Source organism: Sphingomonas horti, from assembly GCF_009753715.1.
Taxonomy (GTDB): Bacteria; Pseudomonadota; Alphaproteobacteria; order Sphingomonadales; family Sphingomonadaceae; genus Sphingomonas_B; species Sphingomonas_B horti.
Window position 1 is genome coordinate 130,611 of sequence record NZ_WQMS01000020.1, and the last position, 22,097, is coordinate 152,707.

Here is a 22,097-nt window from a genome sequence, read left to right on the forward strand (position 1 = left end):
CCTACCTGCCTTCTACGGCATCCAAAAGAAGGTGGGTCCCGGGTCGAGCCCGGGATGACGGAGGGTGCTATCCAATACGACGCACTGATCATCGGCGGTGGGCATAACGGCCTGACCTGCGCCTGGTATCTCGCCCGCGCAGGCCTTCGAGTGCTCGTCGTCGAGCGTCGGCACATCGTCGGCGGCGCGGCGGTGACGGAGGAATTCCACCCCCGTTTTCGCAACTCGACCGCTAGCTACACGGTCAGCCTGCTCCAGTCGAAGGTGATCCGCGACATGCGGCTGCACGATTGGGGCCTGCGGGTCGTGCACCGGCCGATCTCCAACTTCCTGCCGCTCGATGACGCCAATTACCTGAAGCTGGGCGGCGGGCTGGAGCGGACGCAGGCGGAAGTCGCGAAATACTCCGCGAAGGACGCCGAGACGCTGCCCGCCTATTACGATTCGCTCGATCGCATCGCCGACGTGCTGCGCGACCTGGCGCTGCAGACGCCGCCCAATGCCGGCGGCGGGTGGAGCGAGCTGCTGCGCGCTATCGGGCCCGGGCGGCGCATGGCGAAGCTGGGGCTGGAAGGCCAGCGCGACTTGCTCGACCTGTTCGTGAAGTCCGCGCGCACTTTCCTTGACGGCTGGTTCGAAAGCGACCCCATCAAGGCGGCTTTCGGCTTCGATGCGGTGGTCGGCAATTATGCCAGCCCCGACACGCCGGGCTCGGCCTATGTGCTGCTTCACCACGTCTTTGGCGAAGTGAACGGGGTGAAGGGTGCGTGGGGCCATGCGATCGGCGGCATGGGCGCGATCACGGGCGCCATGCGACAGGCCTGCGAAGCGCAGGGCGTCGAGATCATGACCGACGCGCCGGTCGCCAAGGTGCTGGTCGATGGCGGCAAGGCGGTCGGCGTCGCGCTGGAGGATGGGCGCGAGCTGTTCGCGCGGCGCATCGTCGCCAATGTCGGGCCGAAGCTGCTCTACGGGAAGCTAGTCGATAATGCCGACCTGCCAGCCGATTTCGCGCGGCGGATGAAGTCGTACAAGGCGGGCTCCGGCACGTTCCGGATGAACGTCGCGCTGTCCGAGCTGCCGCGCTTCACTTGCCTGCCCGAGCCGGGCGAGCATCTGGCGAGCGGCATCGTGATCGCGCCGACGCTCGATTACATGGACCAGGCCTTCACCGACGCGTGCGCGCATGGCTGGTCAAAGGCGCCGATCGTCGAGATGCTGATCCCCTCGACGCTCGACGACACGCTTGCGCCCAAGGGAGCGCACGTCGCCAGCCTGTTCTGCCAGCAATTCGCGCCGGAGCTGCCGCACGGGCGCAGCTGGGCCGAGGAGCGCGAAGCGGCAGCGGACACGATCATCGACACGGTCGAGGCGTGGGCGCCTGGTTTCAAGGCGTCAGTGGTCGGGCGCTTGGCGCTCAGCCCTATGGACCTGGAGGAGCGGTTCGGTCTCGCCGGCGGCGACATCATGCATGGGGCGATGTCGCTAGACCAACTTTACTCGGCGCGGCCGGTGCTGGGGAACGGCGCCTATGCCGGGCCGATCAAAGGCCTGTGGATGTGCGGCGCGGGCACGCACCCGGGTGGCGGCGTGACCGGCGCGCCCGGCCACAACTGCGCGCGAGAGATGCTGCGCGGGCTCTAGGCCCGTCCCACCCGTTCGATCAGCGCCATTGCCGCTGCCGGCGCCCGCACCTTGGCACCGGCGATGAAGAAGACAAACACGTCGCGGTTGCCCTGCTCCCAGGCGCGGGCCTGGTCGGCCCAGCCGTCGAGCTCGGCGGCGGTGTAGCCGGCCGGTTGATCCTCGCGGCATTGCTGCAGCCGGGCATAGGTGAAATCCGCGGTCTGCTCCTCGAACGTCGGATAATCCTCGGCATGAGCATAAACCACGGCCACCCCGGCGTTGCGGGCCAGCTCGAAGAATCGAGGGTCACGGAAGCTCTCGTGCCGCGGCTCGATGACGTGGCGGAGCGGCACGCCGTTCCAGCTTTTCGGCAGCAGCGCGAAGAAGCCGGCGATCTCGTCGGCGTCGAATTGCTTTGTGCCCATCAGCTGCCACAGGATCGGGCCGAGCTTGTCACCCAGCTCCGTCAGGCCCTGGTCGAAGAAGTTGCGCACGCCTTCCTCGCCTTCCGCCAAGTTCTTGCGGTTGGTGCAGAAGCGGCTCGCCTTCAGCGCATAGACGAAGCCGTCCGGCGCGATCCTGGCCCAGCTCTCGAACGTCTTGGGGGTCTGGCGGCGATAATAGGTGCCGTTTACCTCGATCGCGGTCAGCACGCGCGTCGCGTGCTCAATCTCCTTCGCGTGCGGCAGGCCCTTGGGATAGAATTCCCCCCGCCACGGCTCATAGGTCCACCCACCGACACCGACCCTGATCATGGACCGGGCTTAGCGGAGCGCGCGCTTCATCGCCAGATTGTCGAGGATCATGCCGCCCGCCATGAACACGCTCCCGGTGCAGGCGAGAAACAGCAATTTGCCGCCGATGCCGGGATATTGGCCGAGATAATGGATGCCGCGTTCGCAGCCGCCCAGGGCGAGCGCATAGATCACCAGGAACGCCTCGAACCGGGTCTTGATCGTGAACAGGCGCTTCAGCCGGGCCAACATGACGCCAGTAACGCCCGCTCGTCCGAGTCGGACAAGGTAAATAAAGGGTTAACGGATCACAGGTCCTCGCCGGCAAGGCCCAACGCCTTGAGCAGGGCCTTGCGAGCTCCCCAAATTCTTTCATGCAGGGCGGGATCGCACAGGCGCGAAGGACTGATCGATTCCGGCCAATATGCTCCGATAAAGGCTTCCAGCCAGTCCAGCTTCTCCTCGCCCAGCATGAAGCGAGGGTCGATCGTCGCCGGGTCCGCCACAACGCGCAGGCGCAGGCAGGCAGGCCCGCCGCCATTGGCCATCGATTGGCGGACATCGACGAACAGCACCCGGCGGATCGGGCCGTTGCCCGCGACGAGATCATCCAGATAGGCCGCGACCGACGGAACGGACTGCGCTTCGCTCGGCAGGATCAGTGCCTGCTCGCCGGACGGCAGGGTGACCAACTGGGCGTTGAACAGATAGCTCGCGATCGCATCGCCCAAGCTGACGCGGGCGGCCGGCACCTCCACGATCCTTATTTCAGGCAGCAACCGCTCCAGATCGGCGTAGAAGGCGGCGCGGTCGACGAAAGCCTGTTCGTGAGCGAAGAGTGTCAGGCCATCTGCCACGGCGACCACATCGTTATGGAAGGCGCCGGCCGCGATCGCTTCTTCGGCCTGCTCTACGAACAGAGTGCGGGCACGGTCGAGGCCATGATGCGTGGCGACGGCCTCGCAGGCGATACGGTGCTGGCGCGCCGGGAAGGGGCCGCCGGTCCGGCCATAGACGAATATCTCGACGCCCGGCTCCCCATGCGAAGGCGCCAAGCGCATATGGTTGGCCGCGCCTTCGTCGCCGAACGGCGCCGGCACCGGCCCGTGCACCACGAACGCGGGGTGCGCGAAAGCCAGCCGCAGTTGCTTCAGCGTTTGCGGCCATTCGTGGCTGCGGTGTGGCATGGTGACCAGATTGGCCACGGTGAGATGGCATTTGCCATCTTTGGTGTCGGGCGCAGGCGAGATGGTCGCGGCGTTGGCGGTCCACATCGCCGACGCGCTCATCGCCCATGCGGGCACCGGCGCGGCGCTGTTCATGGTCGCGCCAAGCTGGCCGAGCCAATCGGTATCGGGGCGGCGATGCGGCAGCAGCAGGCCCTGTGGCAGGCCGAGCCGCACATTGTGCCGCATCTTGGCGAGCCCCTGTAGCGCAGCCGCGCGCGGGTAGCTCACCTGGTTCGCGTTCTTCGCGGAAGCGAGATTGCCGAGGCTGAGCCCCGCATAATTGTGGCTCGGACCTACGATCCCATCAAAATTAATCTCGGTGAGGCTCACGTCCGCCCTACGTGCATGATCGTGTCGCCGACATCGACCTTCAGAAGCTCCGCGCCCACCGGATCGATCCCGACTTCGCCATCGCCCAGCGGCTCCATCACTGCGTAGGCGGCGCGCCAGCCGGCGAGGCGGCCGGCAGTCGCGAGGCGCCGTTCGCCGTCCACGGCGCCGATCCGAGCCACGCGCGATTCGACCGCGTCCATGATCGAGCGGATGCGATCGGTGGGTGCGACCATGGTTGGGCCACCATCGAAGATGTCGATATATTTGTCGTGCGCGAAGCCTTCATGCTCCAGCATCCGCATCGCCGCCCGGCCGCTCGGATGAGGAACGCCGATCACCGCCCGCGCGCTTTCGGGCAGCATGTCGATATAGATCGGGTGCTTGGGCATCAGGTCGGCGATGAATTGGTTGCCGTTGGTCGCGTTGAACTCGTCGGCTTCCTGGAAGCTCATCCCGAAGAATTTGCCCGCGAGCCCGTCCCAGAAGGGCGATCCGCCCGCTTCGTCGATCACGCCGCGCAGCTCGGCCAAGGTGCGGCCGGAAAAGCGGCCACGATGTTTCTTGATGAACAGATAGCGGCTGCGGGCGAGCAGCATGCCCAGGCCGCCAGCACGTTCGCGCGGATGCAGGAACAGGCCCCCGACCTCGCTGGCGCCTTCCAGATCGGTCGACAGCGTCAGCATGTCGGCGCGGAACGTCCGCTGGAGCTCCTGCGAATGCTGGGTCAGGGTGCCGAGCCGGTAGGAATAAAAGGGCCAATGCTGGCCCACCATCGTGAAGATCTGGCAGGTTCCGCGGACCTGACCGGTCTCGCTGTTCTCCAGGACCATCACGAACAAATCGTCGACATGCTCGTCCGCCTCGCGGGCCAGCGCGGCGGCGGAGCGTTCGAGCTTCAGCGCGAGCGAATTGCGATCGGGCGGCAGGTTGGTGAAGCCGCCGCCGGTGAGTTTCGCAAGCTCGTACAGCGCGCCCAGATCGCGCGACGTGGCGGGGCGAAGAAAGCAGCTCACGGCCGGTCGCGCTCGACGAGGCGGAGGATGGCGAGCGTCGACAGCATCGCGCGCTCGGGAAGCGAGTCAGGGATCAGGAATTCCTCCTCCGAATGAATGGCGCCGCCGCGCGCGCCCATCGTGTCGACGACCGGCACGCCGCAGGCGGCGATGTTGTTGCCGTCGCAAACCCCGCCGGTCGCCTTCCAGCCGATGTCGAGGCCGAGATCGGCACCGCAGCTCCTGACCAGCCCGAACAGCCGCTCGGCGGCGGGGTCGAGCGGCTTGGGCGGGCGGCCGAAGCCGCCATGGAGGTGGATCCTGACGTCCCGCTCGGCAGCCACTGCGGCGATCGCCTGGTCCAGATGGGCCTGCGCGCGTGTCTCGTCGTCGGGCGAGGCCGGGCGGAAATTGACCCGCAGCACGGCGTGATCGGGCACGACATTGTTCGGGCCGCCCCCGTCTATCTTCGCCGGATTGACTTTGAGCCCCGGTCCGATCGCCCGTTCCAGCCGCAACGCCAGGTCGGCCGCCGCGAGCAGCGCATTGCGGCCTTCTTCCGGGTTTCGGCCCGCATGCGCGGAGCGCCCCGCCACGACGATCGAAAAATTGCCGGAGCCGCCGCGCGCCCCGGCGAGCGTGCCGTCCGGCAGGGCGGGCTCATAGGTGAGGGCGGCGGCCTTTCCCTTCGCACAGCGCGCGATCAACGCGGCTGAGGATGGCGAGCCCACTTCCTCGTCGCTGTCGATCAGCACCTGATAGCCGAACCGCGCGGCCGCCGGTGTTGCCTCGACCCCCTTCAGCGCGGCGAGCATCAGCGCCAGCCCGCCTTTCATGTCGGCGACGCCGGGGCCGTTCAGTCGGCCATCGTCGAGCCATTTCAGCGTCTGGAACGGATGATCGGCGCCGAACACGGTGTCGTAATGGCCGGTGAACAGCAGCTGCAAAGGCGCGTCGGGACGAACCGTCAGCAGCAAATGCTCGCCGTGCCCGATAGCGCGGACGGTGCCGTTCGGGTCGACGATCTCCACCGGATCGGGCGGCACCAGCTCGACATCGCCGGGCAGCGCGGAGAAAGCGTCGGCGAGCAGGCCCGCCATCGTTTTCAGGCCCGCAAGGTTGCGCGAGCCGCTGTTGACCAAGGCCCAGGCCTGGACCTGGTCAAGCATCGGCGCTGCCGCCGCCGCCTCGCACGCGCGCTGTTCGATGCCGGTGAGCCCCATGCGCCGGCTCTAGCGACGGGCGGGCGCGAAGCCAACACCGGCGCGGATCGCTCGCGGACGTCCGTTCCGCCTTGCCCTTCCGGCCGCCGTCGGCTTGAAGCACGGGGCATTGGCGAAGGACATGCAGATGACGGTCAGCGGATATGCGACTGCAGCCGGGCAGAAGGCGCTGTGGGGCGGGCAGAACGGCGAAGCCTGGGTGGCGGCGCAGGATTTGCTCGACGACTTGTTCCGGCCACTGGAAGCTATGCTCGTCGACTCGGTGGACGAAGGCGCGCGCGTGCTCGACATCGGTTGCGGGACCGGCAGCACGACGGTCGCGATCGCGCGTAAGGCCGGCGCGAACGGCCGTGCGGTCGGCGTCGACATATCGGAGCCGATGATCGCGGCTGCCCGCCGGCGCGCATCGTCCGCCGAATTCATCCGGGCCGACGCGCAGGACTATCGGTTCGAGCCGGAAAGCTTCGACCTGATCGCCTCGCGCTTCGGCGTGATGTTCTTCTCCGATCCCGTTGCCGCCTTCACAAATTTGCGGCGCGCCGCACGGCCGCTGGGCGGGATGCGGCTGCTCGCCTGGCGCGGCATGGCGGACAATCCGTTCATGACGGCGGCCGAGCGCGCCGCCGCGCCGCTGCTCCCGGACCTGCCGGTCCGCAAGCCCGACGCGCCGGGGCAGTTCGCCTTCGCCGATCGCGACCGGGTCAGGCGCATCCTGGAGCAGGGCGGCTGGACGGACATCGACATTCACCCGGTCGACGTGCCGTGCACGATGCCGGCGGACCAGCTGGAATTTTACTTCACGCGCCTGGGCCCCGTCGGGCTCACGCTCGGCAGCGCCGACGACGCGCTGCGCGCTCGGGTGGTGGAGACCGTCCGCCCCGCATTCGAGCCGTTCATCGAAGGCCCGGTGGTGCGCTTCACCGCCGCATGCTGGTCGATCGGCGCGATAAACGCTTGAGCCTGCCGCGGCTCATTGCGTTCGGCCGTCGCAATTGGGATAAGCTCGCATTTTGAAGCTGCACCGATTGCCGCTGGAGTAGCAGCGCGACGCTTGGCGGACGGCTGATGTTGAAAGTGCCCGAAATGAAGCCGGTCCAGCGTATCCAGGCCAACTTCCTCGCCAAGGCCGAGCGGCGGGCGCTGACCTGGATGTGCGCACGCCTTCCCGCCTGGGTGACGCCCGATGTGCTGACGGCGCTCGGCCTGTTCGGCGCGTTCATCATCTTCGCCGGCTATGTGCTGAGCGCGGTGCATCCGGCCTGGCTTTGGCTGGTGGTGGCGGGCTTCGTCGTCCACTGGCTGGGCGATTCGCTGGATGGCAGCCTCGCCCGCTTCCGCCGGATCGAGCGGCCCGATTTCGGCTATTTCATCGACCACAGCACCGACGGCCTGGCCAATCTGCTGATCCTCGCGGGCCTGGGTTTCAGCCCGTTCGTGCGGCTCGACATCGCGTTGTTCGCGCTTGCCGGCTACCTGCTGCTGTCGGTCCACGCCTTCCTGGCTGCACGGGTGGTGGGCGAGCTGCGGCTGTCCTACCTCAACGCGGGCCCCACCGAGCTCCGCCTCGCGCTGATCGCGATCACATTGGCAATGTTCACATTCGGCGCACTGCCGGTCCTGCACGGCCTGACCGCGTTCGACCTGATCGTCGGCAGCGTCGGGCTGGTGCTGGTCGCGCTGTTCGTGATCCAAACGCTAGTCACCGCGCGCGATCTGACGCTGAAATAGCGGTTCAGCGCCGCTCGGCGTCCAGCGCTGCCTTGACGCGGCCAAGGAAATCGGCGCGGGCGGCGGACAGCTCCTTGCCGGTCGCTTTCGGCCAGGCGCTGGATATCGCGACCACCAGCCGGCGCTTTGGGTCGACATGGATCAGCTGGCCGAAAATGCCCTGCGCCTGGAACGTGCCGTCAGCATTGATCCACCATTGATAGCCATAGCCGCGGCCATCGCCGACGGGCGACCACGCCTTGGTCGCATCGGCGAACCAGCCATCGGGCACCACCCCTTTGCCGCCGCCCAATGCGAACAGCCCGATCCGCGCATAGTCGCGCATCGCCGCGGAAAGGCAGCAGCCGCCGATATCGCGGCCGGACGCGTCGACCATCCAGAACAGGTCGCTTTCCATGCCGAACGGCCGCCAGATCTTTTCCTCGGCATAGCCGGTCAGCGTCTTGCCGGTCGCGGCCTGGACCAGCACGCCGATCAGGTTGGTCTCCCCGGTCTTATAGACCCATTTCGTGCCCGGCGGCGCTTCGCGCGGCAGCGTGCGCAGATAGGCGACGGTGGGATCGATGCCCGGCGGCACCGGCTTGGCGTACATGCGCGCGACGTCCGAGTTCGGGTCGGTATAGTCTTCGTTCCATTTGACGCCCGAGGTCATGGTCAGCACCTGCCGGACGCTGACGCCGTCATACGCGCTGCCCGCAAGCGCGGGGATGTAGCGTGTCACCGGATCGTCGACCGACTTGATGAAGCCGTCGCGAATGGCTGCTCCGACCAGCGTCGAGGTCAGCGACTTGGCGACCGAGAAGCTGGTGTAGCGCCCGGCGCGCGAATAGCCGCGGGCGTAGCGCTCGAGGCGGATGCGCCCGTCCTGCACCACGATCAGCCCGGCGGTGTTGTTCGCAGCCATGAACGCGTCGACGCCCTCCAGCTTCAGCGGCTTGCCGGCAGGAAGCGGGTAGGGGTGCGGCGATGCCTTCGCCGTCGTGCCGGGGAAACGCTCCTCCATATGGGGAAAGTTCGCGTCGCGCTGGGCCTGGTCCCAGAACAGGATTTCGGCGCCCGCCTGGCGGATGCGGTCCGCATTCTGCGGCGTCAGCGCGACCTGTGCGTGGCCCGGCATGGCCGCCAGCAGCGCGACCGCGATCAATCCCCAACGCTTCATCGTCATTCCCCCTTGGTCAGCGTCACCTGGGCGACCCAGATGCCGCCGCCGCGAAACCCGCCTTCGCAATACATCAGGTAATAGCGCCACAGCTCGATGAAGCTGCGGTCGAAGCCGGCGGGGAGCCGCCCTTCGGCGGCCGCGGCATCGAACCGTTCCCGCCAGCGCTTCAGCGTCTCGGCATAATGAAGGCCGAAATTGCGCTGGCCGCTCCAGGCGAGCCCCGCCGCTTCGGCGGCGCGGCGCAACCGGCTTTCCGAAACCAGCATGCCGCCGGGGAAGACATAGGCCTGGATGAAATCGGCGCTGTCGGCATAGGCATCGAACAGCGCGTCGTCGATCGCGATATACTGGATCGCGGCCCGTCCGCCCGGTTTCAGCGCCCGCGCGATCGTCTCGAAATAGGTGGGCCACCAGCGCTGGCCGACCGCCTCGATCATCTCGACGCTGGCGACCGCATCATATTGCTCCTCCACCTCGCGATAGTCGCGCAGCTGGATGCGCACGCGGCCGGCGGCGACGTTGCAGCGGTTATGGTCGAGCGCGTGCTCGCGTTGCTCGGCGGACAAGGTAAGCGCAGTGACGTTGGCGCCATATTCGTCGGCGGCGATCTCGGCGAGCGTGCCCCAGCCGCAGCCGATCTCAAGCAGATGCTGGTCGGGCTTCAGCTCCAGCCGGTCGAGCAGCGCGCGAACCTTGTTGAGCTGGGCATAGGCCAGCTCCTCGTCGGCGCGGATCGGCTCCTGGAACAGCGCGGACGAGTAGGTCATCGTCTCGTCCAGCCACTCGGCATAGAAGTCGTTGCCGAGGTCGTAGTGGAAGGCGATGTTGCGCCGCGCGCGGCCGGGCGTGTTGTCGCGCAGCCAGTGGCCAAGCTTCTTGAGGCGCCGGCTGAGCCCGCGTGCCCGCGCGACCGTGCCCAGGCTGCGGCCGTTGCGCATGAACAGGTCGAACAGCGGCACCGGATCGGGGCTGGTCCAGTCGCGCGCGGCCCAGCCCTGATACCAGCCGATCGACCCGCTTTGCGCCAGCCGGATCAGCGCCCGCCAGCGCCTGATCTCCACTTCCGCGACCGGCCCCGGCCCGCGGCCGCCGAGGATGCGGTAGCTGCCGTCGGGCAGCCACGCCTCGATCGCGCCCGCGTCGAGCGCCGCGTCGATCCGGTCCAGCATCCGATGAAACGGCGCCGCCACGACCGCGCTCCACAGCCCCGGAGCGGGTCGGCCGGACCGAAACTGCCGTCCACGATCAGGCGCGTGCGCGGTCATGCGCTTCTCCCCTCCCGCTTGCGGGAGGGGCCGGGGGAGGGAGTGTCAGGCCTCACGACAACGGAACATGCCCACCCCCAGCCCCTCCCGCAAGCGGGAGGGGAGATTTCAAATCTCGTGGGGCTGTTTTTCCACCTGCCAGGTCTGGCCCTTGGCGACGAGCTTCTGGAGGTCGGGGGTCTTGCCTTCGGCGGCGGCGCGGTTCTGCTCCCAGAGCGCGCGCTCGAAGGTCGGGCGGGGATGGTTGTAGATCACGCCCAGCGCGACCGGGAAGCCGTTCTCGATCTCCATGTCGATCAGCATCTGGGCCAGCCCCTTGTTGGTCTGGTCGTGTCGGATCACGCCCGCGGCTTCCCAGTCGCCGCCCTCGACATTGACGATCTCGAGCCGCAGGTCGGCGGTGTTCAGTTTCAGGCCCATCGTGGCGCCTGCGAACAGCATCGGCGCGCCATGCTCCAGCCAGATCTGGTTGACCTGCGCTTTCGCCTTTTCGGTGAAGGCGGCGAACACCTCGTCGTTATAGACGATGCAGTTCTGGTAGATCTCGACGAAGCTCGCCCCCTTATGCGCGTGCGCGGCCTTGAGCACCGCCGGCAGGTTCTTGTGCACGTCGATGCCGCGCGCGACGAAGCGGGCGCCGGAGCCGAGCGCGAAGCTGCACGGGCTCGCCGGCCGGTCGACCGAGCCGAACGGCGTCGAGGGCGAGCGCGTGCCGACCCGCGACGTTGGCGAATATTGCCCCTTGGTCAGACCGTAGATCTCGTTGTTGAACAGCAGAATTTGGCAATCGAGGTTGCGGCGCAGGATGTGCATCGTGTGGTTGCCGCCGATCGACAGCGCGTCGCCATCGCCGGTGATGATCCACACGTCGAGCTCCGGATTGGCGAGCTTCACGCCGGTCGCGATCGCCGGCGCGCGCCCATGGATCGTGTGGAAGCCGTAGGTTTCCATATAATAAGGGAAGCGCGACGAGCAGCCGATGCCGGACACGAACACCGTTTTCTCGGGCGTCGCGCCGATCTCCGGCATCGTGCGCTGCACGGCCTTCAGGATCGCATAGTCGCCGCAACCCGGGCACCAGCGGACTTCCTGGTCCGATTCCCAGTCTTTGACGGTCGTTGTCTTCGCGACGGGGGTCATGTCGTTCATATTAGCACCCGAAAGGTCACAAAAGGTCGCACTGACATAGCCACCCTACGCAAGCGCCTGCTCGATCGCGACTTCGATCTCCGATATGCGGAACGGCTGGCCGGAGACCTTGTTCAGCGGCTTGGCGTCGACCAGAAACTGGTCGCGCAGCACTGTCTTGAACTGACCGGTGTTCATCTCGGGCACGATGATACGCTCATAAGAGCGGAGTAGGACACCCAGATTTTTCGGCAGCGGCCAGATGTGGCGGACGTGGATGTGGTGGACGTCGCGGCCCTTAAGACGCTGGCGGCGGACAGCCTGGCTGATCGGTCCGTAGGTCGAGCCCCAGCCGACCACGGCCAGCTTGCCGCCTGTGTCTCCAAGCGTCACTTCCTGTTCCGGAATATGGTCCGCGATGCCGAGTATCTTGTCGGTGCGCAGGTCGGTCATCAGCTGGTGGTTCGACGGCGAATAGTCGATGTTGCCGGTGCCGTTCGCCTTCTCGATGCCGCCGATGCGGTGGAGCAGGCCGGGCGTGCCCGGCTTGACCCAGGGCCGCGCCAGCTTGTCGTCGCGCGCATAGGCCTGGAAGCCGCCTTCGGGCACCGTCTCCAGGAATTCGACCGGAAAAGGCGCGTAGCGGCTCATGTCGGGCACGCGCCACGGCTCGGCGGCATTGGCGATATAGCCGTCGGTCAGCAGCATCACCGGCGTCATGAACTGGGTCGCGATCCGCACCGCCTCGATCGCGCAGTCGAACGCGTCGGCGGGCGAGCGGGCAGCGAGCACCGGCATCGGCGCATCGCCGTTACGGCCATAGACGGCCTGGTAAAGGTCCGACTGCTCGGTCTTGGTCGGGAGGCCTGTCGAGGGACCGCCGCGCTGCGAGTTGACGATGACGAGCGGCAGCTCCGTCATGATCGCGAGGCCCATCGCCTCGCCCTTCAGCGCAATACCGGGGCCCGAAGACGAGGTGACGCCCAGTGAGCCGGCATAGGAGGCGCCGATCGCGCTTGCGATCGCAGCGATCTCGTCCTCCGCCTGGAAGGTGGTGACGCCATATTCCTTCAGCCGCGACAGGTGATGCAGGATCGCCGAGGCCGGGGTGATCGGATAGCCGCCGAAGAACATCGGCAGCCCGGCGAGTTGCGTGCCGGCGACGAGGCCGAGCGAAATCGACTCCGCTCCGGTGACGGTGCGGTACAGGCCCGGCTCCGCGGGCGCCGCCGAGATGTGGTGCTGCTTGAGGAAGCCGGACAGCTCGGCCGTCTCGCCATAGGCATGGCCGGCATTCAGCGCGGCGATGTTGGCCTCGGCCAGCGTCGGCGCCTTGGCGAACTTGGCCTTCAACCAGTCGACGATCGGCTGGCGGTCGCGGTCGAACATCCAGAGCGCCAGGCCCAGCGTCCACATGTTCTTGCAGCGCAAGGCTTCCTTGTTGCCGAGCCCGAACGGCTTCACCGCCTCGAGCGTCAGCTGCGAGATGTTGAACGCCAGCAGCTGCCAGCGGCCGAGACTGTCATCCTCCAGCGGATTGGTCTCATAGCCGGCCTTGGCGAGGTTGCGGGCGCCGAACTCGCCTTCATCGGCGATGATCAGGCCGCCGTCCTTCAGCTGACCGACATTCACCTTCAGCGCGGCCGGGTTCATCGCGATCAGCACGTCGGGCGCGTCGCCGGCGGTCTCGACCTCGGTCGAGCCGAAATTAATCTGGAAAGCGGAGACGCCGAAGGTGGTGCCCTGCGGCGCCCGGATCTCGGCGGGAAAGTCGGGAAAGGTCGACAGGTCGTTGCCCGCCAGCGCCGTCGACAGCGTGAATTGGCCCCCGGTCAGCTGCATGCCGTCGCCGGAGTCGCCCGCGAAGCGGACGACGACATTTTCCGCGGGCGGCTGGGCGCTCGCCTCCTGGGGAGTGAGCTGATGGGCGGCTGTGGCCATTTGCGACTGTCCTGCTTGATGCGTGGCGGTCGAGTAGGCCGCCGAATGCGTTGCGCCAATGTAGAAAATCTGCGGCGGAGTGCAAACGTCCCTTCACCCTGTTGCGCGTGCGTGCGGCGAGGATTTCACGGATCGTCCCGCAGACGCGGCTGCCAACGGCTTGGGTGGTTCGCGGACCAATCACCTCTCCCATAGGGAGAGGTCGAGTCAGCGCTTGCGCTGACCGGGTGAGGGGTTGGACCTCTCCACGAAAACCTGGTCACCTCACCCCGCTCGCGCTGAAGCGCGAGTCGCCCTCTCCCCATGGGAGAGGGCCCGCTATGGGGCGTTTACGGTCATAGCCTCGTCCTTCCGGGTAATGCCGGAAAGTCTGGATCAGCCCGCAACCCGCTCGCGATGCCCCGTTTCGAACCCATCCGTCAGCAGCGCAGCAATGCGGTCCGCGACCACCTCGGGGGCCTTGACGGTCGCCGGGTCCTCGCCCGGGAAGGCCTTTTCACGCATTCTGGTGCGGGTCGCGCCGGGGTCGAGGATTGCGACCTGGACTTTGCCGAGATTGCGCTGTTCCTCGCCATAGGCGGCGACGAGGGTGTCTAACGCGGCCTTGGAGGCACCGTATGCGCCCCAATAGGCGCGGGGGGTGGCGCCGACGCTGGAGGTGATCGCGATCAGCCTGCCCGGCGCCGCGGCGCGGAGCAGCGGGTCGAAGGCGGCGATCAGCGCCTGCTGCGCCCCCACGTTCAGCGTCAGCAGCTTCGCGAATTCCTTGGCGTCGATCGCGGGCACGGGCGTCAGCGTGCCGAGCATCGCGGCGTTGAGGACCAGCATGTCGAGCTTGCCCCAGCGTCCGGCGACCGCGGATGCGAGGCGGCCGATGCTGTCTCCTTCGGCCAGGTCTATCGGCGCGATCGTCGCGTTGCCGCCGGCCTGGTGGATGCGATCTTCGACGGCTTCCAGGTCCTTGGCGGTGCGGGCGGTGAGGATCACGTGCGCGCCGGCCTTGGCGAGCGCTTCGGCGGTGGCGGCACCGATGCCGCGGCTGGCGCCGGTGACGAGGGCAAGTTGGTTTTCGAGGGGTTTGTCAGTCATTGGCGCCGTGTACCCCGGCGAAGGCCGGGGTCCAGCCCTAACTCTGGGCTCCGGCCTTCGCCGGAGCACATAACGGTTAGACCACCCGCTCCGCGAGCAGGCTCAGCTGGTCGGTGGGCGCGAGCTCGTCCTGGTCGGTCAGCGTGGTCGGATAGTCGCCGGTGAAGCAGGCGTCGCAATGCTGCGGGCGCACCTCCGCGCGGCGGTCATGGCCGAGCGCCTTGTACAGGCCTTCGATCGAGACGAACGCAAGGCTGTCGGCCTGGATATAGTCCGACATGCCGGGCACATCGAGCTTGGCAGCGAGCAGCTTGGTGCGCTCCGGCGTGTCGACGCCGTAGAAGCAGCTGTGCCGGGTCGGCGGGCTGGCGATGCGCATATGCACCTCGGCAGCGCCGGCATCGCGCATCATCTGCACGATCTTCAGCGACGTCGTGCCGCGCACGATCGAATCGTCGATGAGCACGACGCGCTTGCCGCTGATCAGCGCTCGGTTGGCATTGTGCTTCAGCTTTACGCCCAGATGGCGGACCTGGTCGCCGGGCTGGATGAAGGTGCGGCCGACATAGTGGGAGCGGATGATGCCCAGCTCGAACGGGATGCCCGATTGCTGGGCATAGCCGATCGCCGCCGGCACGCCGGAATCCGGCACCGGGATGACCAGGTCCGCCTCGACCGGCGCCTCGATCGCCAACTGTGCGCCGATCGCCTTGCGCACGTCATAGACGCTGGTGCCGTCGACGATCGAATCGGGGCGCGAGAAATAGACATGCTCGAAGATGCAGGGCCGCGGGTTGATCTTGCCGAACGGCTGGATGGAGCGGACGCCGCTTTCCGTGACGATCACGATCTCGCCGGGCTCAACCTGGCGGATGAATTCGGCGCCGATCACGTCCAGCGCCACCGTTTCCGATGCGAAGATCGTCGCGTCGCCGAGCTTGCCCATGACCAGCGGACGGATGCCGAGCGGATCGCGGCAGGCGAGCATGCCTTCGGGCGTCAGGCAGATCAGGCTGTAGGCGCCCTCGACCTGCTTCAGCGCATCGATGAATTTGTCGAGCAGCGTCCGGTAGGTGGAGGTGGCGACGAGGTGGATGATCACTTCCGTGTCGGAGGTCGACTGGAAGATCGAGCCGCGGCGGACCAGTTCGCGCCGCAGCTTTATCGCGTTGGAGATGTTACCGTTATGCGCGACCGCGAAGCCGCCCGACGACAGCTCCGCGAACAGCGGCTGGACGTTCCTGAGCGCGGTCTCACCGGTCGTCGAGTAACGCACGTGCCCGAGCGCGACCCGGCCCGGCAGCCCGCGGATCACGTCGTCGCGGTCAAAATTGCCCGCGACATGTCCCATCGCCCGGTGCGAATGGAAGTGCTGGTCGTCCCAGCTGGTGATGCCGGCCGCTTCCTGCCCGCGATGCTGCAGCGCATGAAGGCCGAGCGCGACCACGGCCGAGGCGGTTTCGGCATTGTAGATGCCGAACACGCCGCACTCCTCGCGCAATTTGTCGTCGTCGAACGGATTGGTGGTGAGCATTGCCAGACCCGACCCTTGGCTCGTTGGCCCGGCATATAGGAGCGCGAATCCGGTTTGTCGCCCCTTGGCTGAGAAAGAAAGGCCCGCCCGGTACTTCTACCGGGCGGGCACGCTCAAGCTGTCCGAGCTTGAGAGTTCAGGCGAAGCTGACCTGCGCGCGCTGACGACGACGGAGCGCGGCGCCCACCAGGCCGAAACCGGCGATCATCATTGCCCAGGTCGCCGGTTCGGGCACATAGGTGTCGTAACCCATCACGTCGAACGCAATCCGGTCGAGCGGCGTCAGGTTGAGGTTGGTGACCCCGCCCATGAAGCCGCTGCGGGTCGGGTCCATGATGCCCAGCGTCAGCCCGGTCAGCGTATCGTCCTTCCAGTGGCTGGCCTGGCGGAGATCGCCGTTGACGGAGCCGGTCGACAGCTTGCCGAGGCAGGTGCCGCCATTGTCGATCGAGAAGCACGGTGTGCCACCGATCGTCCAGTCCAGCGTTTGCTGCCCGTTGAAGCTCTGGTAGCGGAACAGATCCCAAACCGTGCCCCAGGCAATCGCGTCCAGACCGGCACGGTTCAGGTTGGCGTTCACATCGGCCGTGTCGACGCCTGAGCGGAAGCCGAGCGCATGTCCGATCTCGTGCGCGGCGACGCCGACGAAATCGATAAGGTTCGGATCGATCCCGTCGGAGCGGTCGAAGTCCCAATTGAACTGGTTGCTGAACGATACCGAGCCATCGCGCCCGCCGGGGTTGCTGGGGAGGTAGGTGGGATTGAGGCCCAGCGCCTTGGCCTGCGCGGTGTTGATCTGAATGTTGAAGTTGTCGAATGTGTTGTCGTTGTCGAGCGTGCGGCTGGACGTGCTGATCGCTCCGCACGTCGGAACATTGGTTACGCAGTTGCCGGGTTCGTTCGACACGAAGGCGAGGCTGTTGCCAGCCTGGAGATGGGCGACCGCATGCTGGTCGTATCCCGACTTGATGTCGGCGGCCATCGCGGTCTTCAGATTGGCGTAGCTGATCGTGTTGGTCGTGGAACCAGTCGAACCAAGGATGTTCGGGCCCAGCTGCCGGAAACCGACGTCGAGCCGGATCGTGATCGGGTCGCGGATCAGGCTGGCCCAGATCGCGGCGGCCGCCTCGAAGCCCGCCCGTGCCTGGGTTCCGGCGCCGACCCCGCCGGTATCATTGAGGATGAACGTCGCGCCGCCAAAGGCATTGGCAGGCGGCGAAATCACCCCTCCGCCGAGGTTCGAGCCGCCGCCGACGGCGCCTTCGTAGCTGATTTCATCACCCCAAATGATCTCGGCATGGGCGACGGCAGGGATTGCGGCGCAGCAAAGCGCCGCCACGACGATCTCTTTCATGTGACACACCCCCTTTTTTCGGCGCGCGCAATCGGCACCCTCCGGCTGCGCGGCCCGCGCGAAAAATTACGCCTCCGTTAACCAAAGGTCGAGTCGATTCTGTTGCGAAACCGTGCCGCCCATGGACGCTTCTCATTCGACGGCGATGCCTCCATGAAGCGGCATGGACACTGCGCGCGAAAAGGGATCGAAGCTCGATCCGAAATGGGATGCGGACGGGCTGATCACGGGAGTCGTCACCGACTCGCAAAGCGGCGAGCTGCTGATGGTCGCGCATCTGAACGCGGAGGCGCTGAGGCTGACGATGGAGACCGGCGAGGCGCATTTCTGGTCGCGCAGCCGCGCCCGGCTGTGGCGCAAGGGCGAGACCTCCGGCCATGTGCTGCGCGTCGTGGAGCTGCGCGTCGACTGCGACCAGGATGCGCTGTGGCTGAAGGTCGAGGCGGCGGGGCCGGCCTGCCACACCGGCGCGCGGAGCTGCTTCTACCGGCGGGTCGAGCGGAACGGCGTTCTGCAGGGAAATTTCACAATCCGTTCGGCCTGAGCTTGTCGAAGGCCTCCCTTGTTCTTTTCTGAAATGCCCGAAAGAAAGGGAGGGCTTCGACAAGCTCAGCCCGAACGGAGTCTCACGTGATTCTTTCTACGCTTCTGCTCGCGGCCGCCGCCGCGCCGGCCCAACCCGATCCCGCCGAGCTGCGCGCGACCATCACCAGGCTGGTCGGCTTCGGGACGCGCCACACGCTTTCGACAACCACCGACCCGAAGCGCGGGATCGGCGCCGCGCGGCGCTGGACGGCGGGACGGTTCGGGGAATTCTCAAAGGCGTGCGGCGGCTGCCTGACGGTCGAGACGATCGGCGACCAGTTCACCGGCCCGCGGGCGCCGAACGGCGTGCGCGTCGAGGACGTGATCGCGATCCAGAAAGGCACCACCGATCCGGACCGCGTGGTCATCGTCCAGGGGCATATCGACAGCCGCGTGACCGACGTGATGGACGCGACTTCCGATGCGCCGGGCGCCAATGACGACGGTTCCGGCACGGCGCTGGTGATCGAGGCGGCGCGGCTGCTGTCCAAGGAGAAATTCGCGGCGACGATCGTCTATGCGGCCCTGTCCGGCGAGGAGCAGGGGCTGTGGGGCGGCAAATTGCTCGCGCGGACCGCGAAGGAGCGGGGCTGGAACGTCGTCGCGGTGCTGAACAACGACATCGTCGGCAACACCCATGGCGTCGGCGGCGCGCATGACGACGCCTATGTCCGCGTGTTCAGCGAAGGCATCCGCGCCGCCGCGACGCGGGAGGACGACCTCGCCCAGCGCGCCAATGGGGGCGAGGACGACTCGCCGTCGCGTTCGCTCGCCAAGGCGGTCAAGCGTATCGCCCAGAGCAGCAACGGCCTGGAGGTGATCGCGGTGCGACGGCCCGACCGGTTCCAGCGCGGCGGCGACCATATCCCGTTCCTGGAAGTGGGTTATCCGGCGGTGCGGATCACCGAAGTGACCGAGAATTACGATCATCAACACCAGACGCTCCGGACCGAGAACGGGAAGTTCTACGGCGACACGATCGAGTGCGTGGACTTCCCCTATCTCGCCCGCGTGACGGCGCTGAACATGGCGGTGATCCGCGAGCTCGCGAGCGCGCCGCCGCCGCCCGACAAGGTCACGATCACGGGCGCGCTGAGCGCCGATACGACGGTCGCATGGGAACCGGTGCCGGGCGCTGCGGGCTATCGCGTGCGCTGGCGGCTCGCCGACCGGCCGGACTGGACCGACCACAAGGACGTGCCGGCCTCGGCGACTTCCCTGTTCCTGCACGACGTCAACATCGACCATCATTTCTTCGGCGTGGCGGCTCTGGCCGCGGACGGTTCCGAAAGCGTCGTGACCTTCGCTGGCCCGGCCCCGCGCAAATGATCCGCGCGCTGCTCGCGGTGCTGCTCGCCGCGCTGGCCGTGCCGGCCTGGGCCGAGACCGTCTATCTGCTGAAGCCAGCCCAGGTCTTCGACGGCGTCGACCGCCAACCGCACGTCGGTTGGTCGGTGCTGGTGCGCGGCGACAGGATCGAGGCGGCGGGCCCGAACCTTGCCGCTCCCACCGGCGCGACGGCGATCGACCTGCCCGGCATGACGCTGATGCCGGGCATGATCGAGGGGCATTCGCACCTGTTCCTCCATCCGTACAACGAGACGCCGTGGGACGATCAGGTGCACGAGCCGCTGGCGCTGCGCACCGCGCGGGCGACGGTGGCGGCACGCAACACGCTGATGGCGGGCTTCACCACCGTCCGCGATCTCGGGACCGAGGGCGCAGGTTATGCCGATGTCGGGCTGAAGCTGGCGATCGGGCAGGGCATCGTGCCGGGGCCCAGGATGCTCGTCGCGACGCGCGCGTTGGTCGCGACCGGTGCTTACGGGCCGAAGGGCTTCGAGCCCGGTGTTCCGATCCCGCAGGGCGCTGAGGAAGCCGACGGGCCGGGGCTGGTGCAGGCGGTGCGGCGGCAGATCGGCGGCGGCGCGGACATCGTTAAATTCTACGCGGACTATCGCTGGGGCAAGGGCGAGCCGAGCCGGCCGACCTTCATCCTGGACGAGCTGAAGGCGGGCGTGGAGGCAGCGCATTCGGCCGGGCGTCTCGTCGCCGCGCACGCCAGTACGGCGGAAGGCATGCGCCGGGCCGCGCTCGCCGGGGTCGACACGATCGAGCATGGCGACGAGGGCACGGCCGAGGTGTTCAAGCTGATGGCGGAGCGCAGGATTGCTTATTGCCCGACGCTCGCCGCGCGCGACGCGATCGCCCGCTATCGCGGCTGGAGCGGACAGGAGCCGGCGCCGGCCGGCGTGATCGAGAGCCGCAAGGCGTTCCGGATGGCGCGCGCGGCGGGCGTCACGATCTGCATGGGCGGCGATGTCGGCGTGTTCGCGCACGGCGAGAATGCGCGCGAAATGGTGCTGATGTCCGAGGCCGGCATGCCGGCCGCCGATGTGCTGATCGCCGCCACGTCCGGCAATGCGCACATCTTTCGCATCGACGATCGCGTCGGCGCGGTGAAGCCCGGGCTGCTGGCAGACCTGGTCGCGGTCGAGGGCGACCCGACGCGGGACATCGGCGCCGTCAAGCAGGTGCGAATGGTGATGAAGAATGGGGTGATTTATCGGAGAGAATAGGAACTTCCGTTCGGGCTGAGCCTGCTTAAGGTGCAAGCCGGAGATGCGCCGCAAACTCGGCCAGCACCGCCCTGTACAGCGCCTGCTTGAACGGCACGATCATCGCCGGGAGCTCCGACGGCTCCGCCCATTTCCAGGCGCGGAACTCGGGCTCGGGCGTGTCGATGCGTACGTCCTCGTCGCGCCCAAGGAAGCGGCACAGATACCAGGTCTGGCGCTGGCCGCGATATTTCCCGCCCCAGAGCCTGCCCTGCAGGTCTTCCGGCAGGTCATAGTCCAGTTGCCGCAACGCGCAGGCGACGATTTCGACCAGATCGCGCGCGATGCCGGTCTCTTCCTCCAGCTCGCGGAGCGCCCCTTCCTCCGCGCTCTCGCCCGGATCGAGCCCGCCCTGCGGCATCTGCCACGCCTCGAGCGCATTATCGAGCCGCTGGCCGACGAACACCTTGTTCTCCGCATTGAGCAGCATCACGCCGACTGCGGCGCGATAAGGCAGGCCGCTCACTCGGCCGCCGCCGCCACCGTGTCCGCGCCCTGCGCTGCTTCGGCCATCACGCGGTCGGCTTCGGCCTCGGCGATCATGTCCTTCAGGATGCGGAAGCACGCCGCGACGTCTCCGACGCTGGACGGGATCGCCTTCCGGAGGGTGATGAAGCCGTGGATGTTGCCGACCGCCTCGCGATAGACGGTCGGCACGCCGGCGCGGATCAGCTCGCCCGCATAGGCGCGCCCCTGGTCGCGCAGCGGGTCGAGGCCGGCGGTGACGAGCAGCGTCGGCGGCATTCCCTCCTGCTTGTGCAGGATCGGCGTGTTCCGCACATCGCCTTCGGTCGCGCGATAGGCCTCGGCAAACCATTGCATGCCGTCGCGGGTCAGCAGGAACCCATCGCCGAAGTCGTGGAACGACTGGTATTTGGGCGCATCGTCGACGACCGGATAGATCGGCCATTGCGCGATCACCGGCACCTGCGCCGGCCGGTCGCGGAGCTGCTGGGCAGTGACGATCGTCAGATTGCCGCCCGCGCTGTCGCCGGCGAGCACCAGGCTGGTGACCTTCAGGCCCAGCTCGGCCGGGCTGGTCGCGACCCAGCGCGCCGCCGCTTCGCAATCGTCGGGCGCGGCGGGGAAAGCGTGCTCCGGTGCCAGGCGATAGTCGACCGCGACGACCGGCAGGTCGAGCGAGCGCGCTGCTTCGGCGCAGAAGCTGTCATGGGTCTCCAGGTCGCCGATCACGAAGCCGCCGCCGTGGAAGAAGACCAGCACCGGGCCGGGCTGCCGCCGCTCGCGCGCATCATAGAGGCGCACCGGAACGTCGCCGCATTTCAGGTCGCGCTTGACCGCGAGCTCGCCCGCGGGCGGGTCGGCCACGTCCTTCATCGCGGCATAGGTCGCCCGGGCCTCGGGCGCCGTGACCTCGTGCATCTTCGGGCCGGGAATGTTGTTCAGGAACTCCAGGAACATCCGGACGTCGGGGCGGACATAGGGCTGGGACATGGGCACGGCTCCTGTCGGTTCTGATTCGAAACCAGTTCTACGTCATCCCCGCGAAAGCGGGGACCCACCTTTTCTTGCCTGCCGCGCGGAAGAAGGTAGGT

General features: G+C 67.3%; 19 protein-coding genes and 2 pseudogenes. 6 read left to right on the forward strand and 15 right to left on the reverse strand.

Annotated elements, in window-relative coordinates; translation table 11 throughout:
* Positions 1–54: 54 nt before the first annotated feature.
* Positions 55–1,644: a phytoene desaturase family protein gene (locus GON01_RS16080; RefSeq protein ID WP_157028400.1), complete on the forward strand. Its 1,590-nt coding sequence runs from the start codon at positions 55–57 to the stop codon at positions 1,642–1,644.
* Here GON01_RS16080 and GON01_RS16085 read toward each other — a convergent pair.
* The 5 genes from GON01_RS16085 to GON01_RS16105 are packed head-to-tail and all read right to left on the reverse strand — an operon-like array spanning position 1,641 to position 6,137.
* Complete coding sequence (locus GON01_RS16085) at positions 1,641–2,381, reverse strand: DUF72 domain-containing protein (RefSeq protein ID WP_157028401.1); 741 nt, start codon at positions 2,379–2,381, stop codon at positions 1,641–1,643. The genes GON01_RS16080 and GON01_RS16085 overlap by 4 nt on opposite strands.
* Before the next feature lie 9 nt (positions 2,382–2,390).
* On the reverse strand, positions 2,391–2,609 hold the full coding sequence (locus GON01_RS16090; RefSeq protein WP_157028465.1) for a hypothetical protein: 219 nt from the start codon (positions 2,607–2,609) through the stop codon (positions 2,391–2,393).
* A 59-nt stretch (positions 2,610–2,668) separates the two neighbouring features.
* Positions 2,669–3,919 (reverse strand): N-succinylarginine dihydrolase, encoded by a 1,251-nt coding sequence (locus GON01_RS16095; protein ID WP_181600289.1) that lies wholly within the window; start codon positions 3,917–3,919, stop codon positions 2,669–2,671.
* The gene (locus tag GON01_RS16100) at positions 3,916–4,935 is read right to left on the reverse strand and encodes an arginine N-succinyltransferase (RefSeq protein ID WP_181600290.1); all 1,020 of its coding nucleotides are present in this window, start codon (positions 4,933–4,935) and stop codon (positions 3,916–3,918) included. Before GON01_RS16100 ends, GON01_RS16095 begins: the two co-directional genes overlap by 4 nt.
* A complete protein-coding gene (locus tag GON01_RS16105; protein WP_157028402.1) occupies positions 4,932–6,137 on the reverse strand; it encodes a hydrolase in 1,206 nt (401 codons plus the stop codon). The genes GON01_RS16100 and GON01_RS16105 overlap by 4 nt, the downstream gene beginning before the upstream one ends.
* Positions 6,138–6,264: 127 nt before the next feature.
* On the opposite strand from GON01_RS16105, the gene GON01_RS16110 reads away from it, so the two are divergent.
* Entirely contained in the window at positions 6,265–7,095 is an 831-nt protein-coding gene (locus tag GON01_RS16110; RefSeq protein ID WP_157028403.1) for a class I SAM-dependent methyltransferase, read from the forward strand.
* Between the two features lie 107 nt (positions 7,096–7,202).
* Positions 7,203–7,865 carry a CDP-alcohol phosphatidyltransferase family protein gene (locus GON01_RS16115; RefSeq protein WP_157028404.1) on the forward strand — a complete coding sequence of 221 codons (663 nt, stop codon included), beginning with the start codon at positions 7,203–7,205 and terminating at the stop codon, positions 7,863–7,865.
* A gap of 4 nt (positions 7,866–7,869) precedes the next feature.
* On the opposite strand, the gene GON01_RS16120 is transcribed toward GON01_RS16115, so the two are convergent.
* From GON01_RS16120 to GON01_RS17120, 8 genes and pseudogenes are all read right to left on the reverse strand, one after another.
* Positions 7,870–9,024: a serine hydrolase domain-containing protein gene (locus tag GON01_RS16120; RefSeq protein ID WP_232328923.1), complete on the reverse strand. Its 1,155-nt coding sequence runs from the start codon at positions 9,022–9,024 to the stop codon at positions 7,870–7,872.
* A 2-nt stretch (positions 9,025–9,026) separates the two neighbouring features.
* Entirely contained in the window at positions 9,027–10,292 is a 1,266-nt protein-coding gene (locus GON01_RS16125) for an SAM-dependent methyltransferase (RefSeq protein ID WP_157028405.1), read from the reverse strand.
* A 108-nt stretch (positions 10,293–10,400) separates the two neighbouring features.
* Positions 10,401–11,441: a 2-oxoacid:ferredoxin oxidoreductase subunit beta gene (locus tag GON01_RS16130; RefSeq protein ID WP_157028406.1), complete on the reverse strand. Its 1,041-nt coding sequence runs from the start codon at positions 11,439–11,441 to the stop codon at positions 10,401–10,403.
* Between the two features lie 45 nt (positions 11,442–11,486).
* A complete protein-coding gene (locus tag GON01_RS16135) occupies positions 11,487–13,361 on the reverse strand; it encodes a 2-oxoacid:acceptor oxidoreductase subunit alpha (protein WP_157028407.1) in 1,875 nt (624 codons plus the stop codon).
* Positions 13,362–13,736: 375 nt separating this feature from the next.
* Positions 13,737–14,450 carry an SDR family NAD(P)-dependent oxidoreductase gene (locus GON01_RS16140; RefSeq protein ID WP_157028408.1) on the reverse strand — a complete coding sequence of 238 codons (714 nt, stop codon included), beginning with the start codon at positions 14,448–14,450 and terminating at the stop codon, positions 13,737–13,739.
* Between the two features lie 76 nt (positions 14,451–14,526).
* A complete protein-coding gene (gene purF, locus GON01_RS16145) occupies positions 14,527–15,984 on the reverse strand; it encodes an amidophosphoribosyltransferase (protein ID WP_157028409.1) in 1,458 nt (485 codons plus the stop codon).
* Between the two features lie 136 nt (positions 15,985–16,120).
* A pseudogene (locus tag GON01_RS17470) lies at positions 16,121–16,222 on the reverse strand (PEPxxWA-CTERM sorting domain-containing protein); the annotation flags it as partial.
* Between the two features lie 15 nt (positions 16,223–16,237).
* A pseudogene (locus GON01_RS17120) lies at positions 16,238–17,338 on the reverse strand (NF038122 family metalloprotease); the annotation flags it as partial.
* Positions 17,339–17,501: 163 nt separating this feature from the next.
* On the opposite strand from GON01_RS17120, the gene hisI reads away from it, so the two are divergent.
* The 3 genes from hisI (at position 17,502) to GON01_RS16165 (ending at position 20,502) form a co-directional block, all read left to right on the forward strand.
* On the forward strand, positions 17,502–17,882 hold the full coding sequence (hisI, locus tag GON01_RS16155; RefSeq protein ID WP_157028411.1) for a phosphoribosyl-AMP cyclohydrolase: 381 nt from the start codon (positions 17,502–17,504) through the stop codon (positions 17,880–17,882).
* Between the two features lie 89 nt (positions 17,883–17,971).
* Entirely contained in the window at positions 17,972–19,252 is a 1,281-nt protein-coding gene (locus tag GON01_RS16160) for a M28 family metallopeptidase (RefSeq protein WP_181600301.1), read from the forward strand.
* Positions 19,249–20,502 carry a metal-dependent hydrolase family protein gene (locus tag GON01_RS16165; protein ID WP_157028412.1) on the forward strand — a complete coding sequence of 418 codons (1,254 nt, stop codon included), beginning with the start codon at positions 19,249–19,251 and terminating at the stop codon, positions 20,500–20,502. The genes GON01_RS16160 and GON01_RS16165 overlap by 4 nt, the downstream gene beginning before the upstream one ends.
* Before the next feature lie 25 nt (positions 20,503–20,527).
* Here the strand turns inward: GON01_RS16165 and GON01_RS16170 are convergent, their stop codons facing one another.
* Complete coding sequence (locus GON01_RS16170) at positions 20,528–21,007, reverse strand: RNA pyrophosphohydrolase (RefSeq protein ID WP_181600291.1); 480 nt, start codon at positions 21,005–21,007, stop codon at positions 20,528–20,530.
* Positions 21,004–21,996, reverse strand: coding sequence for an alpha/beta hydrolase (locus GON01_RS16175; RefSeq protein ID WP_157028413.1), 993 nt, complete (start codon positions 21,994–21,996; stop codon positions 21,004–21,006). The genes GON01_RS16170 and GON01_RS16175 overlap by 4 nt, the downstream gene beginning before the upstream one ends.
* Positions 21,997–22,097 lie beyond the last annotated feature (101 nt).

Coding starts and splice junctions, on each gene's coding strand:
- GON01_RS16165 (WP_157028412.1), top strand. CDS start 19,249: ATGATCCGCGCGCTGCTCGCGGTGCTGCTCGCCGCGCTGGCCGTGCCG.
- GON01_RS16085 (WP_157028401.1), bottom strand. CDS start 2,381: ATGATCAGGGTCGGTGTCGGTGGGTGGACCTATGAGCCGTGGCGGGGG.
- GON01_RS16120 (WP_232328923.1), bottom strand. CDS start 9,024: ATGAAGCGTTGGGGATTGATCGCGGTCGCGCTGCTGGCGGCCATGCCG.
- hisI (WP_157028411.1), top strand. CDS start 17,502: ATGGACACTGCGCGCGAAAAGGGATCGAAGCTCGATCCGAAATGGGAT.
- GON01_RS16130 (WP_157028406.1), bottom strand. CDS start 11,441: ATGAACGACATGACCCCCGTCGCGAAGACAACGACCGTCAAAGACTGG.
- GON01_RS16140 (WP_157028408.1), bottom strand. CDS start 14,450: ATGACTGACAAACCCCTCGAAAACCAACTTGCCCTCGTCACCGGCGCC.
- GON01_RS16115 (WP_157028404.1), top strand. CDS start 7,203: ATGTTGAAAGTGCCCGAAATGAAGCCGGTCCAGCGTATCCAGGCCAAC.
- GON01_RS16125 (WP_157028405.1), bottom strand. CDS start 10,292: ATGACCGCGCACGCGCCTGATCGTGGACGGCAGTTTCGGTCCGGCCGA.
- GON01_RS16110 (WP_157028403.1), top strand. CDS start 6,265: ATGACGGTCAGCGGATATGCGACTGCAGCCGGGCAGAAGGCGCTGTGG.
- purF (WP_157028409.1), bottom strand. CDS start 15,984: ATGCTCACCACCAATCCGTTCGACGACGACAAATTGCGCGAGGAGTGC.
- GON01_RS16175 (WP_157028413.1), bottom strand. CDS start 21,996: ATGTCCCAGCCCTATGTCCGCCCCGACGTCCGGATGTTCCTGGAGTTC.
- GON01_RS16080 (WP_157028400.1), top strand. CDS start 55: ATGACGGAGGGTGCTATCCAATACGACGCACTGATCATCGGCGGTGGG.
- GON01_RS16135 (WP_157028407.1), bottom strand. CDS start 13,361: ATGGCCACAGCCGCCCATCAGCTCACTCCCCAGGAGGCGAGCGCCCAG.
- GON01_RS16105 (WP_157028402.1), bottom strand. CDS start 6,137: ATGGGGCTCACCGGCATCGAACAGCGCGCGTGCGAGGCGGCGGCGGCA.